Below are 16118 nucleotides of genomic sequence, written 5' to 3'. Positions count from 1 at the left end.
CGACCTAAGATGTGGGGCATGAACGCCCCGTCCCGCTTCTGGTCCGACCTCAGCACGTCCGACTTCGCCTCCCTCGACCGATCGCGTGCCATTGCGGTCCTGCCGGTCGCCGCGACCGAGCAGCACGGCCCGCACCTGCCGCTCTCGGTCGACACCGACATCGTCGACGGCGTGGTGGCGGCGGCGCTGCCGCACATGGCCCACAACCTGCCAGCGCTGTTCCTGCCGACCCAGGCGGTCGGCTTTTCGCCCGAACACGTCCGCTTTCCCGGCACGCTGACGCTCAAGGCCGAGACGCTGATCCGCGTCTGGACCGAGATCGGCGAATGCGTCGCCGCCAGCGGCGTGAAGAAACTGGTGCTGCTCAACAGCCACGGCGGCCAGGTCGGCGCGCTGGATCTTGTCGCGCGCGACCTGCGGGCCCGGCTGGGCATGCTGGTCTACAGCGTCAACTGGTTCGGCCTGCCGCTGCTGGATGCGGCTGGAGAGGATGTGAATGCCCGCTTCAGCGCCGAAGAACACCGCTTCGGCATCCACGCGGGCGACATCGAGACCTCGATGCTGCTGGCGCTGCGGCCGGGCCGCGTGCGCATGGACAAGGCCGAGTACTTCCGCTCCACCTCGCAGGACCGCGCCGAACGCTTCCCCACGCTGGGCAACGGCAAGAGCGCCAAGCTGGGCTGGATGATGCAGGACTACAACGCCAACGGGGCGGTCGGGAACGCGTCGGCCGCGACGGCGGAAAAGGGCTATGCGCTGCTGGATGCCGCCGGCCGCGCGCTGGCGCGCCTGTTGGCCGAGATTGACCAGCTGCCGCCCGACACCCTGACCGAGAAGACCGCCTTCACCTGATCAGGCGAAAGTCACCCAGTCACGGCACTCGTCGTTGTCCAGGTGCGGCAGCGTGTTGTAGGTCAGCAGGTGGTGGCGCTTGGGGTTGAACTGGAACTCGGTCACCGCGCTGTTGCGGATGCGCATGTTCAGGTCGATGGTGGCGTCCGGGCTCAGGCCCAGCACATGACCCACGGCCGTCGAGATCGGCCCGCCGCTGGAGACCAGCAATACGTTCTGGCCGACATGGCCGGAGCGCACGTGTTCCAGCGCGCTGGTCACGCCGTGCACGAAGTCGGTGTAGTCGGGCATGCCCACGGGGCTCACCGTGCCGGCCATCCACTGCCGCAGGCCATCGCGCAGCACGCGAAAGTGCGCCTTGTAGCCTTCCGGGCTCTTCGGGCTGCCCAGCGCGTCTTCATGACCCTTGGGCAGGATGGCGCGGATCACGGCCTCGCTGTCGTACTCGTTCAGGCCCGGCCATTCCAGGGGTGACAGGTCCAGGCCGGCGCCGCGCGCGATGCCGGCCCAGGTCTGGGCGTGGCGGCGCAGGGTGCCGGTGATCACTGCGTCGAAGCGCAGGCCGCGCGCGGCCCAATAGCGGCCCAGGCGCTCGCTCTGGCGCTCGCCCAGTTCGCTGAGTCGGTCGTAGTCGGCGGCACCGAATGAGGCTTGTCCGTGGCGGACGAGATAGAGCGTTCCCATGGAGCGCGATTCTGTGTGCAGCCCCACGGCCCGCTTTGTCCCGGCAGCGACTGATGGTCGCGCCCATGCCACGCAAGCCGGAAATGGCGGCCTTTTGCACTCGTTTTTCCCCGCACCCGATCGGCTGCCCGCGTGCTTCAATCCGACCATGCCTTTTACTGCCTGGGTCCATGCTGCCTGACCTGTCCACCTTGCTGCTGGTCCGGCTGGGGGTCGACGTGCTCACCGCCGTCGCCTTCTGGGGGCAGATGCGCCGCTATCCGGCCATCGGCGGGCCGGGCTGGTGGGCGCTGGGTGCCGTGATGAGCATCGTCGGTTCCGTCACCCTGATGCTGCGGGTCGCGGGCGAGGGGCCGGGGTCGGCGGCCTTGTCCGCCGTGCTGCTGTTTGCTTCGCACGCCAGTGCCTGGGTGGGCCTGCGCAGCTACCTTCGCCTGCCCCTGCCGTGGCGCACGCTGGGGACCATGCTGGTCTTGATGACCGCGCTGCAGCTGGGCATTGCCGTGCTGACCGACCGTCCCGAGCAGTACCAGATGGTGTACGCGCTGACCATGCTGGTGATGGGCGTGATGGTGCTGCGCGACCTGCTCGGTCAGCGTGTCCACCGCTTCCCGCCCGAATACAGTGCGCTGGCGCTGCTGAGCGGTGCTGAGGTGCTGGCGCTGCTGGCGATGACCGCCTGGATCGTGGTCAGCCGTTCCTCGCTGGATGGCGTGGCGGCGGCGTTCATCCTGTTCTTCCTGCTGACCAAGTTCCTGCGGGTGCTGCTGTTCAGCGCGCTGGTGTCGCTGCGCCTGCGCAACGATGCCGACCAGGCGCGGGTGAACATGGCCGAGCGCGAGGCCGAATCGCGCGCGCTGATCGATCACCTGGGCGCCGGCGTGATGGTGTTCCGGCCCGACCGTACGCTGCTGCGGGTGAACCAGGCGGCGCGCCGTTTCCTCGACTGGCCCGAGGAGCGGGACCCGGAGGCTGCGTTCGACTGGCAACTGCTGAGTCCGGATGGACATCCGATGCCGCGCCACGAAGTGCCGTTCGAGCGCGTGCTGGCCACCGGTCAGCCCGTGTCGGACGTGGTGGGCGGGGTGCGGATTGGCGACGGCAGCCTGATCCGCTGGGCGCTGTGCAACGCCTACCCGGAAAACGATGTGCTCGGCGGGCTGCGGCATGTGGTGTTCACCTTTGTCGACATCACCGCGCTGCGCCAGATGCAGCAACAGCAGCGCACGCTGGAGCAGCAGCTGGCGCAGTCGCAGAAGATGGAAGCGCTGGGCACGCTGGCTGGCGGCGTGGCACACGACTTCAACAACATCCTGGCGGCCATCCTGGGCAACGCCGATCTGGCGCGGCAGGACCTGGCGCCCGAAGCGCCTTCGCGCCAGAGCCTGCACGAGATCAGCGCCGCTGCCCGCCGCGGACGCGAGCTGGTGCGCCAGATCCTGGCCTTCAGCCGCCAGCAGCCGCTGGCGCGCACGCCGGTGGACCCGGCGGCGATCGTGGCCGAGACCTGCAGCCTGCTGCGCACCGCAATCGCACCCCAGGTGCAGCTGATGACGTCGGTGGCGCCCGGCATGCCCGCGATCCTGGCCGATCCGACCCGGCTGGGTCAGGTGCTGCTCAACCTCGGGACCAATGCGGTGCACGCCCTGCAAGGCCGCCCGGGGCACATCGAGTTCATCGTCGACCTGGTCGACGGTGGCGATCCGGTGTTGCCCGAAGAGGTGGCGACGCACTGCCGCCGCTCGGGCCATGGTGCCGTGCGCATCCGGGTGCGCGACGATGGCTGCGGCATGGACGAAGCCACGCGCAGCCGCATTTTCGAACCGTTTTTCACCACCAAGGGCGTTGGCCAGGGCACCGGCCTGGGGCTGCCGGTCGTGCTCGGCATTGTCGAAGCCCACGGTGGCGCCATCGAGGTCGACAGCCGGCCCGGCGAAGGCACCACCTTCACCCTGTTTTTCCCGTCGACGGGCGAACCTGTCCCCGCCGATCCTCTCGCCGCCGGTGCCAAAGGCGGCACAATGCCCGACATCCCCAGCGGCCCCGACACCTTGCCCGACCAACATCCCGCGGAGTCCCTCGCCATGTCCGACACGAGCAGCGCCGAACCTCGACACATCCTCTATCTGGACGACGACGACACCCTGGTGTTTCTGGTGCGCCGGCTGCTGGAGCGACGGGGCTACAAGGTCACCGCGCTGTGCGACCAGCAGGCGGCGATCGACGCGGTGCGCAGCCAGCCGCAGGCCTTCCACCTGCTGATGACCGACTACAACATGCCCGGCATGTCGGGCATCGACGTGGCGCGCCAGGTGCAGCAGATCAATCCGCAGCTGCCGGTGGCGGTGGCCTCGGGCTACATCAGCGACGAGCTGCAGGCCGAGGCCGCGGCTGCGGGCGTGGTCGAGGTGGTGTTCAAGACCGACGCGGTCGAGGCCTTTTGCGAAATCGTCGCGAGACTGGTAGCCCCCGCGCGACCCGCCTGACGGCGGTTCACCCCGGCCTCGTCAGGTCCACCCCCGCGGCGCCTGCGGCGTCACCCCCTCAAGGGGGCGATGCGAGTGGCCCGGCGGAGCCGGTTCCACCGCATCCTCGATTCAGACACTTGCGCCGGATAGGACCCTGGCGAACATTTCGCTGTCCACATTGCCGCCGCTGAGGCTGAGGCCGACGGACTGGCCCTTCAGCGATTCCTTTTCCTGCATCGCCGCCGCAAAGGCGGCTGCGCCGGCACCTTCGGCGACGTTGTGGGTGTCGGCGAAGATCTGGCGCATGGCTTGTGCGACTTCGTCGTCGGTGACCTTCACCACATGGTCCAGCTGTGGCGCCAGAACCGCCAGTGCCTCGGCGTCTGCGACGCGGCAGGCCATGCCGTCGGCCAGCAGGGTGGTCACCGGTGCTTCGACCACGCGCCCGGCGGTGATCGAGTCGGCGTAGGTGGTGGCGTGGGCGCTGACCACGCCGACGATGCGCGTATGGCGGCCCAGCGCCAGCTTGGCGGCCACGGCCGAGCAGGCACCCGAACCCTGCCCGATCGGCACGTAGACCACGTCCAGCGCCGGCACCGCGCGCAAGAATTCCCACCAGTAGGTGCTCACGCCACGCAACAGGTCGCGGTGGAAACTGGGCACCATGTGCGCGCCGCGCTCGGCCGCCAGCCGCATCGCGTGTTCGCGCGCTTCCTGGAAGTCGCCGCCGTGTTCGACCAGGTCGACGCCGAGCGCGCGCATGGCCGCGTTCTTTTCCAGCGAGTTGCCGTGCGGCACGACGATGGTGCAGCGCACGCCGTGTTCGCGCGCGGCCCAGCCAATGCTCTGGCCGTGGTTGCCGCGCGTGGCGCTGATGACCTCGCGCGGCATCTCGCCGCGTTGGCGCAGTTGGTCGAAGTAGGTCAGTCCGCCCCGGATCTTGAACGCGCCCACCGGCGTGTGGTTCTCGTGCTTGAGCCAGCAGTCGGCGCCCAGCCGCTCGCCCAGCAGGCCCCAGCGGTACTGGGGCGTGGGCGGGAACACGCGGTAGACCACCTCGGCGGCGGCTTCGATGTCGGTCAGGCTGGGCAGGTGCATGGGGCTTCCGGTGGATGGGCGTCAGGGGACGCGGGGCGGCTTCTGATCGGATGGATTGATCCGGGGGTGGCCGGGCTGTCCGTCGGCCTTGACGCCGACACCGGCAGACTGCAGCCGCCGCTCCCGACCGTCGGGCGATCCCAGGACGGCCGTCAGGCCGGCCGCGCCCTCGGTGACCGCCACGCCGCCCAGACCGATCGCAGCGAGTGCCTGTTGCAGGACTGCGGACTGCGGGTGCTGCAGTTGCAGGCTGCGCAGTGAGAGGCCGGCGTCGGTGATGCGGGCAGACGGGTGCGTCACGCCCCACTGGATCAGTGTGGGCAGGGCGCCGCCGTACAGACGTTGCCCGTCGTCGCGCACCGTGATCTGCCACTGCAGCAGGCCGTCCGGCGTGGGGCGTGAAGCGGCGAGAGCCGGGCCGCGATCAATGCCCAGCGCACGCCACGCCGCCGTGGCCGCCGCGAGATCGGGCACCGCGGCCACCCAGTGCACCAGCTGCGGACCCTGCTGCGCCAGTTGCGCTTGCAGGGCAGGGTCGTCGAGGTCGAACCAGCGCCTGCAGCCCGGGGCGCAGCGGGGCACGGCCGCCGGGTCGATGGCGATGATTTCAAGGTAGGCCCGCGGCGCGAAGGAGCAAGCCAGGCGCAGCAGGCGGTTGTGGGTGCCGAACAGCGGATGCTCGCCGCCGGGGCCGGGCGCCACACCCAGTGTCGCCTCGCACCAGGCCACGCCTTCGTCCAGCGTGCGCGCGGCGATGACCAGGTGGTCAAGCTGGGCGTGGGTGGGCGTCTGCCCGCTGCTCATGCGTACGGCGTTCCGTCTTTGTGCAGGAACCGCCAGCCGCCTTCACCCATGACGGCCTTCAGATCGTCGTCGGGATAGTGGCCCTCGTCCCCTGGGGTGCGGTCACCCACCTCCAGATACACCACCGGTGTGTCGGTGTCGTTGCTCAGGCAATGACCATTGCCGGTGCCCGCCCTGAAGCCCGCGCAATCGCCCGGCTGGAGCCGGGTCGGCCCCGCGTCAGTGTGCAGGGTGGGGGTGCCTTCCAGGATGTAGACAAACTCGTCCTGTCGCGTGTGCGAGTGCCTCAGGCTGGACACGCTGCCCGCGGCCAGACGCACGAGGTTGACGCCGAAATGGCTCAGGCCAAACAGATCGCCCAGGACCCGTTTTTCGCGCCCGGCCATCCTTGAGGCGAACGGTTCCGGGTAGGTCGATGGTTTGGTGCGCGCCGGCACGTCGGCAGCACGGACGGCGACAGGGTGCGGTGCAGGATGGGACATGGACTCTCCGGATGGCAGTGTTTCAGAGACGCACAGAGCCTTCGATGCAGGTCACGGACTGGCCACCGACCCAGATCGTGCCGCTGGCGTCGCGTTCGATGTGCACGCGGCCTTCGCGCGCCATCGCCGTGCCCTGCGCGGCCACGTAGCGTTCGGGCGCCAGGCCGGCGCCGATCAGCCACTGCGCCAGTGCGGCGTTCAGGCTGCCGGTCACCGGGTCCTCGGCCATGCCGTTGTTGCCCGGGAAGAAGGCGCGCACCTCGAACTGCGTGTCGGCGGCCGACTGCGGGCCGATGACACCGACCTTGCCGCGCGGGCCGACCACGCCGATGTCCAGCCCGGCCAGGATGGCCGCGTCTGGCTTGAGCGCCAGCACCTGTTCGGCGCTGCGCAACATCACGCCGCGCCAGTTGGGGCCGTTGTCGCACCAGGCGTGCTCGGTGATGTCGTCGCGCGCGACGCCCAGACCACGGGCGATGAGCGCCACGTCGGATTCATCGAGTGGCCCGCTCTTGATCAATGGTGGCGCAGCGAACGCCAGGCGTTCGCCATCGCGTCGCAGCTTCACCAGCCCCACGCCGCATTCCTGCACCACGTGTTCGCCGCGCGGCACGCCGCCGGCCTCGAGCCAGGCGTGACAGCTGCCCAGCGTCGGGTGACCGGCGAAGGGCAGCTCACGGCCCGGGCAGAAGATGCGCACCCGGTAGTCGGCGCCTGCGGCCGCGCCTTCGGGCGTGGGCGGCAGCAGGAAGGTGCACTCCGACAGGTTGGTCCAGTTCGTGAAGTGCTGCATCTGCTCGGTCGACAGGCCACTGCCGTCGAGCACCACCGCCAGCGGGTTGCCGCGGTAGGGCGTGGTGGTGAAGACGTCGACCTGTTTGAAGGGGCGTTGTTGGGACATGGGCAGTCTCCGGAGTCAGGACAAAGGCAGGTCGAGCACGCCACGGCTGGCCGGGTGGGCGAGCCACTGCGCGTACCAGCGTTCGAGGTGCGGCCAGGCCGGGCGGGGCTGAGGCAGACCCCACCAGCGGTGCACCTCGCAAGCGATCGGGATGTCGGCCATCGTCAACGCGTCGCCGGCCATGTAGGCCTGCTGCGCAAGGTGATCATCGAGTTGCTGGAACTTCGGCTCCGCAGCCGCCACCGACGCGGCGATCACCTGCGGATTGCGCTGTTCGGTCGGCGTGCGGATCCACTGCTTGAAGGCGGGGCTGGTCGCCGGGTTCAGCTCGGTCTGCTGCCAGTCCATCCAGCGTTCGGCGTCGAAGCGCTGCCGGATGTCTTGCGGATACAGGGCCGAGGTTTCACGGCAGCAGAGGTAGCGCACGATCACGCTCGACTCCCAGAGCGTGAAGTCACCGTCTTCCAGCAGCGGCACCAGGCCGTTCGGGTTCCTTGCACGGTAGTCCGGCGTGTTCACGACGCCGTAGGCCAAACCGGCGTCGATGCGCTCGAACTCCAGCCCCAGCACCTGCGCGCACAGCACCACCTTGCGCACATTGATCGAGCTGATGCGACCCCAGATCCGCAGCATGACTCAGCCTTTCACAGCGTCGCGGATGGCATCGGCCAGCGCCTGGATGCCGATGCGGATCTGTTCTTCGCTCGCCGTCACGAAAGACAGGCGCAGCGTGCGCGGATCTGGCTCGTCGGCGTAGAACGCGGCGCCCGGCACGAAGGCCACGCCCTTGTCCACCGCCTTGGGCAGCAGCTCCACCGCGTTCAGTCCGGCCGGCAGGCGCACCCAGAGGAACATGCCGCCGTCGGGGGAGTTCCATTGCACGTCCAGCCCGGCCATCTCCGTCGACAGCGCGTCCAGCATGGCGTGGCATTGCGCCTTGTAGAGCGCGCGGATGGTGGGCACATGGCGGTCGATGAAGCCGTCCTTGAGCACCTCGGCCACCATGCGCTGGTTGAAGCTGGGGCTGTGCAGGTCGGCCGCCTGCTTGGCCTGCAGCAGCTTGGGCATGATGGTCTTGGGTGCGATCACGTAACCCAGCCGCAGGCCGGGCGCCAGCACCTTGGAGAACGAGCCCAGGTAGATGCAGCCTTCCGGGTTGCGCGCGGTCAGCGGACGGGGCGGCGGCTGGTCGAACCAGAGGTCGCCATAGGGGTTGTCTTCGATGATGGGCAGGCCGGCAGCCTTCGCTGCGTCCACCAGAGCCTGGCGGCGCGCCTCGCTCATGCTGCGGCCGGTCGGGTTCTGGAAGTTGGGCAGCACGTAGAGGAAACGCGCACCGGTGGCTTTCGCGACCAGGTCGGCCACGTCGATGCCTTCCGCGTCGCTGGCCACGCTCGCGATCACCGGCTCCATCGGCGTGAACGCCTGCAGCGCGCCGAGGTAGGTCGGCGTCTCGACCAGCACCTTGCTCCCTTCGTCGATGAGCACCTTGGCCACCAGGTCCAGCCCCTGCTGGCTGCCGGTGGTGATGAGCACCTGGTCGGGCGACACGTCCCAGGGCAGCTGGCCGGCGATCCACTCGCGCAGGGCCAGCAGGCCTTCGCTGGCCGCGTACTGCAGCGCGGCGCTGCCGTCGGTGCGCAGGACGGTCTCGCAGGCTGCGGCGAAGGCGTCGACCGGGAAGGTCTTGGGCGACGGGAGGCCGCCGGCGAAGCTGATGATGCCCGGCTTCTCGGTCACCTTCAGGATCTCGCGGATCACCGACGGGTTCATCTTGTGGGCGCGTTGCGCGAGCGTCCAGGTCATGGTTTCTCTCCTTCTGGGGGGCCGTAGAACACGACCCATGTCACAAAGTCTTGGCTGAAATCTTCGAAGCGGTGCGGCGCACCCGCGGGCACGAACAGTACGTCACCGGTCTGCACCTCGGTGCGCTCGTCCCGCAGCCGGAACGCCGAACGGCCGCGCTGCACGATGTACAACTCGTCCTGCGTGTGCGGCTGCTGGATGTCGCGCCCCAGGCCCGACGTGGCGGGCGCGAACAGCTCGACGCTCATGCTGCCATGCGCCAGCGCGCGGATGAATGGGGTGCCGTGCGGATAGTCGCCGCCGGGCGCCTGTGGCAGGGCCGCGAGGTGGGTCAGGAAGTCGGCTTTCATGCGTGCTCCTTCGGACGGGGTGGGGCGGCCATGCGCCGTCCCATGAACACGGTGGCGACCACCGCCAGCGCGAACAGCAAGGTCAGCGCGTCCAGCGACTCGCCCAGCAACGGCACGGCGGCCAGGATGCTGATGAAGGGCTGCAGCAGCTGGGTCTGACTCACGCGCAGGGCGCCGCCGAGCGCGAGACCCCGGAACCACGCGAAGAAGCCGGCCCACATCGAAAACACGCCCACATAGAGCAGCGCCCACCAAGCCGACGGGGCAATGGTGTTTTCAGGCCACGTCAGCAGCGCGCCCGGCACGGTGACCGGCAGCGCCATCACGCAGACCCAGCTGATCACGCGTTCGGCGCCCAGGACTGGCGTGACCTTGGCGCCGCCGACGTAGCCCAGCGCCGCCGCGATCACGGCGCCGAGCAGCAGTCCGTCGGCCCAGGCCAGGCCGAAGCCATGTCCGGCCTGCGCGGCGCGCAGCAGGCTGTAGGCCGCCACCAGCAGACTGCCCAGCCCGGCGAACAGCCAGAAGCCCAGGCGCGCGCGCTGGTGCATCAGCCAGGCCGCGACCGCCGCAGTGGCCAGCGGCAGCAGGGCGGTGATGACGGCGGCGTGACTGGCCGTCACGTGGCGCAGCGCCCAGCCCAGCAGCAGCGGATAGCCGATGGCGTTGCCCACCAGCGAGAGCAGCAGCGGCCCGCGTTCGGCACGGGTCGGCAGGCGCGAGCGAGTGGCCAGCAGGTAGATCGCCGACAGGCCGCCGGCGAGCGCGGCGCGGGCCCAGGTGACGAACCAGGGCGAGAGCTGCGGCGCATCGGTGGTACCGGTGGCCAGGCGCGTCATCGGCAGGGTGAGCGCAAACACGGTGACGCCGACCAGCCCGAGCCACAGGCCCAGGGTTTCCGGTTTCATGCCGGTGTGCGGGCTGGCGGTGGAGTGGGTCATGCTGGTGCTCCCAGGCCGTTCCACAGCATCCAGCCGGCGGTGAGCACCAGTGCACTCGCCATCACCCGGTTGAATACCGCCAGCCGAGCACCGGTGGCCACGCCGTCCATCGCCGGACCGGCCAGCCACTCGCGCAGCAGTGAGCCGACGGTGGCGTAAAGCAGGTTGCTGCTGAAGGCGAACACGAGCATCAGCGGCAACACCTCGCCGAAACGGGTCCAGGCGTCTGGCCGTCCCGCGATCCAGCCGGCCACGATGGACAGCGCCAGCATCCAGGCCTTGATGTTCAGGAACTGCAGCGCGATGCCCTGGCCGAAACCCACCTGCAGGAGCTTTTCATCGACCTGCGCCAGCGACCGGCTGCCCCAGAGCTTGATCGCCAGCCACAACAGATAGGCGCAGCCGCCCAGCAGAATGGCGCTGCGCAGCAGCGGCTGGGCCAGCACCAGGCTGCCCAGGCCCGCAGTGCACAGCGCCAGCAGCAGGCTCCAGCCCACCGGCACCGCGCACACGAAGCGCATCGCGCGCCGCAGACCGCCGTTGGCCGCCAGCGCGGTGGACAGCGTGGTGTTCGGCCCCGGTGTGAAGCTGGTGGCCGTGGCCAGCACCAGCAGGGCGCTGAACTCGCTGGCGGTCATGCGATCTCCGTGGGGGCTTGTGGGCACATGGGGAACACTTTATCCTTTCGTATCCATACACAAGCCATACAGATCATCGGTTCAGATGGGGTTTCTGTATGGCTCCCGACGCCCATACACGCCATGCTGCATCCCGCCGCTCCCGCCGAGGAAGACACGCCGCTGAGCCAGCCCGCGCTCACCCGCACCGCCGCGCAGACCCTGACCGAACAGCTCGCCGACCGCTTTGCCGCGCGCATCCGCGACCGCCTGCTCGCACCCGGTGCACGCCTGCCGAGCGTGCGCCAGTGTGCGGCCCAGCACGGCCTCAACCCCTCGACCGTGGTGGCGGCCTACGACCTGCTGCTGGCGCAGGGGCTGGTCGAGGCGCGGCGCAACCGCGGCTTCTTCGTGCGCGAGCGAGCGCCGCTGCGCAACGAGATCGCGGCCTCGCCCGCACCGGCCGAGGCCGCGCGCATCGCCGCGCCGATCAGCGCCGCCATGCTGATCCGCGGCATGTTCCACCCCACGGGGGGCAAGCCGCAGCCGGGCATGGGCGTGTTCCCGCCGGAGTGGCTGGAGTCGACCTTCATGGCCGCGGCGGTGCGCAAGGTGACCGGCAGCGCGGCGCTGTCCGACAGCTCGCTGCGGTATGGGGAACCGCAAGGCGACGGTCACCTGCGCCGCGTGCTGGCGGCACGCCTGCAGGGCATGGGTCTGCCGGCCGAACCGGGACAGATCATCACCACCGTCGGCGCCACCCACGCGCTGGACATCGTCAGCCGCACCCTGCTCAAACCGGGTGACGCGGTGATGGTCGAGGAGCCGGGCTGGGCGGTGGAGTTTGCAAGGCTGGACGCGCTGGGCATGCGCATCCTGCCGGTGCCGCGCGGTCCGCTGGGGCCGGACCTGGCGGTGATGGCGCGCTACTGCGAGGCGCACGCGCCCAAGCTTTTCGTCAGCGTGAGCGTGCTGCACAACCCGACCGGTTACTGCCTGAGCCCGGCGAGTGCGCACCGCGTGCTGCAGCTGGCGCAGCAGCACGACTTCCACATCGTCGAAGACGACACCTACAGCCACATCGCGCCCGAACACGCCACCCGCATGAGCGTGCTCGACGGCCTGCAGCGCACGATCTACGTGAGCGGTTTCGCCAAGATCCTGGCGCCGAACTGGCGCGTCGGTTTTCTGGTCGCGCCGCCGGCCTGGAACGAGCGCCTGCTCGACACCAAGCTGCTGGCGACACTGACCACGCCGAGCCTGCTGGAGCGCGCGATGGCGCTGTGCATCGAGAGCGGTCAGCTGCGCCGCCACGCCGAGCGCATCCGCACCCGGCTGGACGCAGCACGCAGCCGCAGCGTGAAGCTGGCGCAGGCGGCGGGCTGCCGATTCGTGGCCGAACCCTCGGGACTGTTCGGCTGGGTCGATACCGGCGTCGACACCGAGGCGCTGGCGCAGCGCATGCTGGACGAGGGCTACCTGATTGCGCCGGGTGCCCTGTTCCACGCCGCAAGGGCCCCCACCACGCTGATGCGCATCAACTTCGCGACCACGCAGGACGCGGCGTTCTGGAAGGTGTTCAGGCGGCTGGCGGCGTCCCGCTGACCAATGCGCCGAGGGCGGCGTCGAGCGTGCGGGCCTCGGCCTGCATCAGCGGCATGGCGCGCCCGAACAGGCTCCAGTCTTTCGCGCGCGCCGCCAGCTCCAGGCCCTTGGCCAGCCGCGCGCCGCGTTCGGCCGTCATGCTGCCCAGCGAGCCCTTGAGGCCGTGCGCATGGGCCACGGCGTGGTCGGCGTCCTGGCGTTGCAAGGCCAGGCCCAGCTGGTGCAGCCGTTCTGCCAGGTCGGTGCGCATGGCCAGTGCCAGCTGGCGCAAGGTCTCTTCGTCGCCATCCAGGCGGCGGCGCAGCTTGTCGACATCCAGCGCACCGGCTGCGGCCGGAGTGTGGTGCCTGGCGGTCGGTGGCGCCGGCTCGGAAGCCAGCAGGCGCGAGGGCATGCCGGAGGCGCGCAGCAAGGCGTCGTCCATCTCCCGGATCAGGGACAGCGGGCTGACGGGCTTGGGTGTGTAGCCGTCCATGCCCGCCGCCAGGCAGGCCTCGCGGTCGCCGTTCATCGCGTTGGCGGTCACGGCCACGATCGGCGTGTGGGGCAGGCTGCGGCGGATCTCCTGGTCGCGGATCAGGCGTGTGGCTTCCAGTCCGCTGGTGCCGGGCATCTGCACATCCATCAGCACGATGTCCACGCCGCCCTGCGACCATTGCTCGAGCGCCTGCTGTCCGTCGCGCGCATGGCGGACGGTGAAACCCAGGCGCTGCAGCATCTGGGTCATCAGCAGCTCGTTGACCGGGTGGTCTTCGGCCACCAGGGCGCACTTGCCGGCGAAGCGCTGGCCCGCCTGGGCCAGTTCGTCCAGCTCGGCCGGCGCCGTCATCGGGGTGTGGTCCGACAGCGCGGTGTCGCCCAGCGGCAGGATCACGGTGAACGTGCTGCCCTGGCCCAGCGCACTTTGCAGGTCCAGGCCCCCGCCCATGAGCTTGACCAGCCGCGAGCAGATGGCCAGCCCGAGGCCGCTGCCGCCGTAGCGGCGAGCGGTCGAGGCATCGGCCTGCGTGAAAGCGTCGAAGATGGTGGCCTGCTGCTTGGGAGAGATGCCGACACCGCTGTCCTGCACCTGCAGCCGCAGCTGGCGCGCGCCGCCGGCAGAGGACGTCAGGTCGGCAACCAGCCGGATACGGCCGCCGCGCGGCGTGAACTTCAGCGCGTTGGACAGCAGGTTGGTCAGCACCTGGCGCAGCCGGCCGGGGTCACCCTGCATCTGCGCCGGCAGCGCGGGTGACACCTCCACCGACCATTCCAGCGGCTTGGCGCGCGCCTGTTCGGCGTACAGCGACCCGACTTCGCGCAATTCCTGGAGCAGGTCGAAGCGCACCTGTTCGACGCTGAGCTTGCCTGCCTCGATGCGCGAGAGGTCCAGCACGTCGTTGAGCAGGCCCAGCAGCGCATGGGCCGAGCTGTCCATCAGCTCCAGCCAGTTCTTCTGCTCCGGGTTGAGCGGCGAATCCATCAGCAGCCGGGTCAGGCCCATCAGCGCGTTCAGCGGCGTGCGGACCTCGTGGCTGATGTTGGCCAGAAACTCGCTCTTGGCGCGGCTGGCCTGCTCGGCCATGGCGCGCGCCTGTTCGGATTCGCTTTCCGCCAGCTTGCGTTCGCTGATGTCGGCCAGGGTGCCCATCAGGCGCAGCGGCCGTCCCTGGGTGTCGTGTTCGGCCACCATCGCATGGCTCTCGATCCAGAGCCAGCCGTCGGCCGTGCGCACCCGGTACTGCGACACCGCGTGTTGCTGAGTTCCGCTGAGCAGGCTGCGGTTGATCGCGTCGATCCGGTCGCGGTCATTGGGGTGGATGCGCGCCTGCAGGTCGGCGCTGCTCCAGTAACCCTCCATCGCGATATCGCCCAGCATCTCGCCCCAGCGGGCGGTCAGGAACACCTGCTGCGTGGGGAGTTGCCAGTCCCACAGCGCCAGCCGGGCAGCCTCGACGGCCAGCTGCAGGCGGTCGCGCGTTTCGTCCAGCGCTTCTTCGGCCAGCAGGCGGCTGTTCGATTCGCGGTGCACCGAGCTGCGCAGGCGGTCGAGCTCGGCGTTCTGCCGGTCCAGCTCGGTCAGCAGCTTCTGCGTGCGCTCGCGTTCGCGCTGCAGCTCCTGCTGGGTGCGCTGGAGATCCAGGGCGAGACGTTGGGGAATGTCAGACATGTTGGGTCCGGGCGGGTGTGTTTGCCCTGGGTTCAGGAGCCGCCCAGCGCCTCCCAGCGCTCCAGAGCCAGCATCCATTCTTCCTCTATTTCGGCATGGCGGGCGCTCAGTTGAGTCGCACGGGCGGGATCGGAGGCAAAAAGCTGGCCGTTGTTGAGCGAGCGGTCGATCTCGGACTGTTCCGCCTCCAGCGCCTTGATCCGTTCGGGCAGGGCGTCGAACTCGCGCTGCTCCTTGTAGCTGAGCTTGCGTTTGGCGGGCGCCGGCGTGGCGGGCACAGCGGCTGGTGAAGCGCTGACAGGGGCTGGTGCGGGGGCGGCGGCCGGTGTGGCTTTCAGCCGCAGCTCCTGGGCCCGCGCCGACTGGGTCAGCCAGTCCTGCACGTCGCCCACGTATTCGCGCCACGCACCGTCGCCTTCGCTCACCAGCGTGCTGGTCACCACGTTGTCCAGGAAACGGCGGTCGTGGCTGACCAGGAATACCGTGCCCTCGAACTGCTGCAGCAGGTCTTCCAGCAGTTCCAGCGTGTCGATGTCCAGGTCGTTGGTCGGTTCGTCGAGCACCAGCACGTTGGCCGGGCGCGCAAACAGGCGTGCGAGCAACAAGCGGTTGCGCTCGCCGCCCGAGAGGGTGCGCACCGGGGCGTTGGCACGGGCCGGTGAGAACAGGAAGTCCGACAGGTAGCTTTTGACGTGGGTGCGGCGGCTGCCGATCTCGATCCACTCGCTGCCCGGGCTGATGAAGTCCTCCAGCGTGGCGTCCAGGTCCACCTGGTCGCGCATCTGGTCGAAGTAGGCCACGTTCATCTGGCTGCCCTGGCGAACGGTGCCGGTGTCCGGTGCCAGCTCGCCCAGGATGATCTTGAGCAGGGTGGTCTTGCCCGCGCCGTTGGGGCCGATCAGACCGATCTTGTCGCCGCGCAGGATGGTGGCGCTGAAATCGCGGATCACCGTGCGCAGACCTCCGTCGGTGGTGGCGAAGGCCTTGCTCACCCGGTCGAGCTCGGCAACGATCTTGCCGCTGGCTCCGCCACTGGCCACCTCCATGCGCACTCGGCCGACCGCGTCGCGGCGCTGGGCGCGCTGCTCACGCAGGCGTTCCAGCCGGGTGATGCGGCCTTGGGCGCGGGTGCGCCGGGCTTCCACGCCCTTGCGGATCCAGACCTCCTCTTGCGCCAGCAGCTTGTCGGCGCGGGCATTGATCACCGCCTCCTGCGCCAGTTGTTCTTCCTTGAGCAACTGGTATTGGGCAAAGTTGCCGGGGTAGCTCAGCAGCCGGCCGCGATCGAGCTCGACCATGCGGGTGACCACCCGGTCCAGGAATGCCCGGTCGTGGCTCACGGTCACCACGCTGCCGCGGTA

15 protein-coding genes (1 of these 15 cut by a window edge) are annotated in these 16118 nt (G+C 69.5%); 3 read left to right on the top strand and 12 right to left on the bottom strand.

Features of this window, described 5'->3' with window-relative positions; translation table 11 throughout:
* The first annotated feature begins 18 nt into the window (after positions 1-18).
* The gene (locus ACLIJ1_RS14070) at positions 19-852 is read left to right on the top strand and encodes a creatininase family protein (protein ID WP_411366157.1); all 834 of its coding nucleotides are present in this window, start codon (positions 19-21) and stop codon (positions 850-852) included.
* On the opposite strand, the gene ACLIJ1_RS14065 is transcribed toward ACLIJ1_RS14070, so the two are convergent.
* Positions 853-1536 carry a histidine phosphatase family protein gene (locus ACLIJ1_RS14065; protein WP_411366156.1) on the bottom strand — a complete coding sequence of 228 codons (684 nt, stop codon included), beginning with the start codon at positions 1534-1536 and terminating at the stop codon, positions 853-855.
* Positions 1537-1706: 170 nt separating this feature from the next.
* Here ACLIJ1_RS14065 and ACLIJ1_RS14060 point away from each other — a divergent pair, with 170 nt between their 5' ends.
* Complete coding sequence (locus tag ACLIJ1_RS14060; protein ID WP_411366155.1) at positions 1707-4022, top strand: ATP-binding protein; 2316 nt, start codon at positions 1707-1709, stop codon at positions 4020-4022.
* Between the two features lie 111 nt (positions 4023-4133).
* Here the strand turns inward: ACLIJ1_RS14060 and ACLIJ1_RS14055 are convergent, their stop codons facing one another.
* From ACLIJ1_RS14055 to ACLIJ1_RS14015, 9 genes are read right to left on the bottom strand one after another with little or no spacing between them, the layout of a single operon-like run.
* Positions 4134-5102: a threonine dehydratase gene (locus tag ACLIJ1_RS14055; RefSeq protein WP_411366154.1), complete on the bottom strand. Its 969-nt coding sequence runs from the start codon at positions 5100-5102 to the stop codon at positions 4134-4136.
* Between the two features lie 21 nt (positions 5103-5123).
* Positions 5124-5906 (bottom strand): VOC family protein, encoded by a 783-nt coding sequence (locus ACLIJ1_RS14050; RefSeq protein ID WP_411366153.1) that lies wholly within the window; start codon positions 5904-5906, stop codon positions 5124-5126.
* Entirely contained in the window at positions 5903-6388 is a 486-nt protein-coding gene (locus tag ACLIJ1_RS14045; protein ID WP_411366152.1) for a cupin domain-containing protein, read from the bottom strand. Before ACLIJ1_RS14045 ends, ACLIJ1_RS14050 begins: the two co-directional genes overlap by 4 nt.
* Positions 6389-6410: 22 nt before the next feature.
* On the bottom strand, positions 6411-7289 hold the full coding sequence (locus ACLIJ1_RS14040; protein WP_411366151.1) for a PhzF family phenazine biosynthesis protein: 879 nt from the start codon (positions 7287-7289) through the stop codon (positions 6411-6413).
* A 15-nt stretch (positions 7290-7304) separates the two neighbouring features.
* A complete protein-coding gene (locus ACLIJ1_RS14035; RefSeq protein ID WP_411366150.1) occupies positions 7305-7922 on the bottom strand; it encodes a glutathione S-transferase family protein in 618 nt (205 codons plus the stop codon).
* A 3-nt stretch (positions 7923-7925) separates the two neighbouring features.
* Complete coding sequence (locus tag ACLIJ1_RS14030; protein ID WP_411366149.1) at positions 7926-9095, bottom strand: PLP-dependent aminotransferase family protein; 1170 nt, start codon at positions 9093-9095, stop codon at positions 7926-7928.
* Complete coding sequence (locus ACLIJ1_RS14025; RefSeq protein WP_411366148.1) at positions 9092-9445, bottom strand: cupin domain-containing protein; 354 nt, start codon at positions 9443-9445, stop codon at positions 9092-9094. The genes ACLIJ1_RS14030 and ACLIJ1_RS14025 overlap by 4 nt, the downstream gene beginning before the upstream one ends.
* Positions 9442-10386 (bottom strand): DMT family transporter, encoded by a 945-nt coding sequence (locus ACLIJ1_RS14020; protein ID WP_411366147.1) that lies wholly within the window; start codon positions 10384-10386, stop codon positions 9442-9444. The genes ACLIJ1_RS14025 and ACLIJ1_RS14020 overlap by 4 nt, the downstream gene beginning before the upstream one ends.
* Complete coding sequence (locus tag ACLIJ1_RS14015) at positions 10383-11024, bottom strand: LysE family translocator (protein WP_411366146.1); 642 nt, start codon at positions 11022-11024, stop codon at positions 10383-10385. Before ACLIJ1_RS14015 ends, ACLIJ1_RS14020 begins: the two co-directional genes overlap by 4 nt.
* 123 nt (positions 11025-11147) lie before the next feature.
* On the opposite strand from ACLIJ1_RS14015, the gene ACLIJ1_RS14010 reads away from it, so the two are divergent.
* Positions 11148-12608: a PLP-dependent aminotransferase family protein gene (locus tag ACLIJ1_RS14010; RefSeq protein WP_411366145.1), complete on the top strand. Its 1461-nt coding sequence runs from the start codon at positions 11148-11150 to the stop codon at positions 12606-12608.
* Here the strand turns inward: ACLIJ1_RS14010 and ACLIJ1_RS14005 are convergent.
* Positions 12583-14757, bottom strand: a complete 2175-nt coding sequence (locus ACLIJ1_RS14005; protein WP_411366144.1) for an ATP-binding protein — start codon at positions 14755-14757, stop codon at positions 12583-12585. The two genes, ACLIJ1_RS14010 and ACLIJ1_RS14005, sit on opposite strands and share 26 nt — an antisense overlap.
* A 32-nt stretch (positions 14758-14789) precedes the next feature.
* A protein-coding gene (gene abc-f / locus ACLIJ1_RS14000; RefSeq protein WP_411366143.1) for a ribosomal protection-like ABC-F family protein crosses the window boundary here: on the bottom strand, positions 14790-16118 show its 3' portion. It continues 573 nt past the right edge of the window; the window shows 1329 of its 1902 coding nt (coding positions 574-1902); its start codon lies beyond the right edge, outside the window; its stop codon occupies positions 14790-14792.

Source organism: Hydrogenophaga sp. RWCD_12 (assembly GCF_046604225.1).
GTDB lineage: Bacteria > Pseudomonadota > Gammaproteobacteria > Burkholderiales > Burkholderiaceae_C > Hydrogenophaga.
The sequence above is the reverse complement of the archived record's forward strand: the minus strand, read 5'-3'. Positions and strand labels throughout refer to the sequence as shown.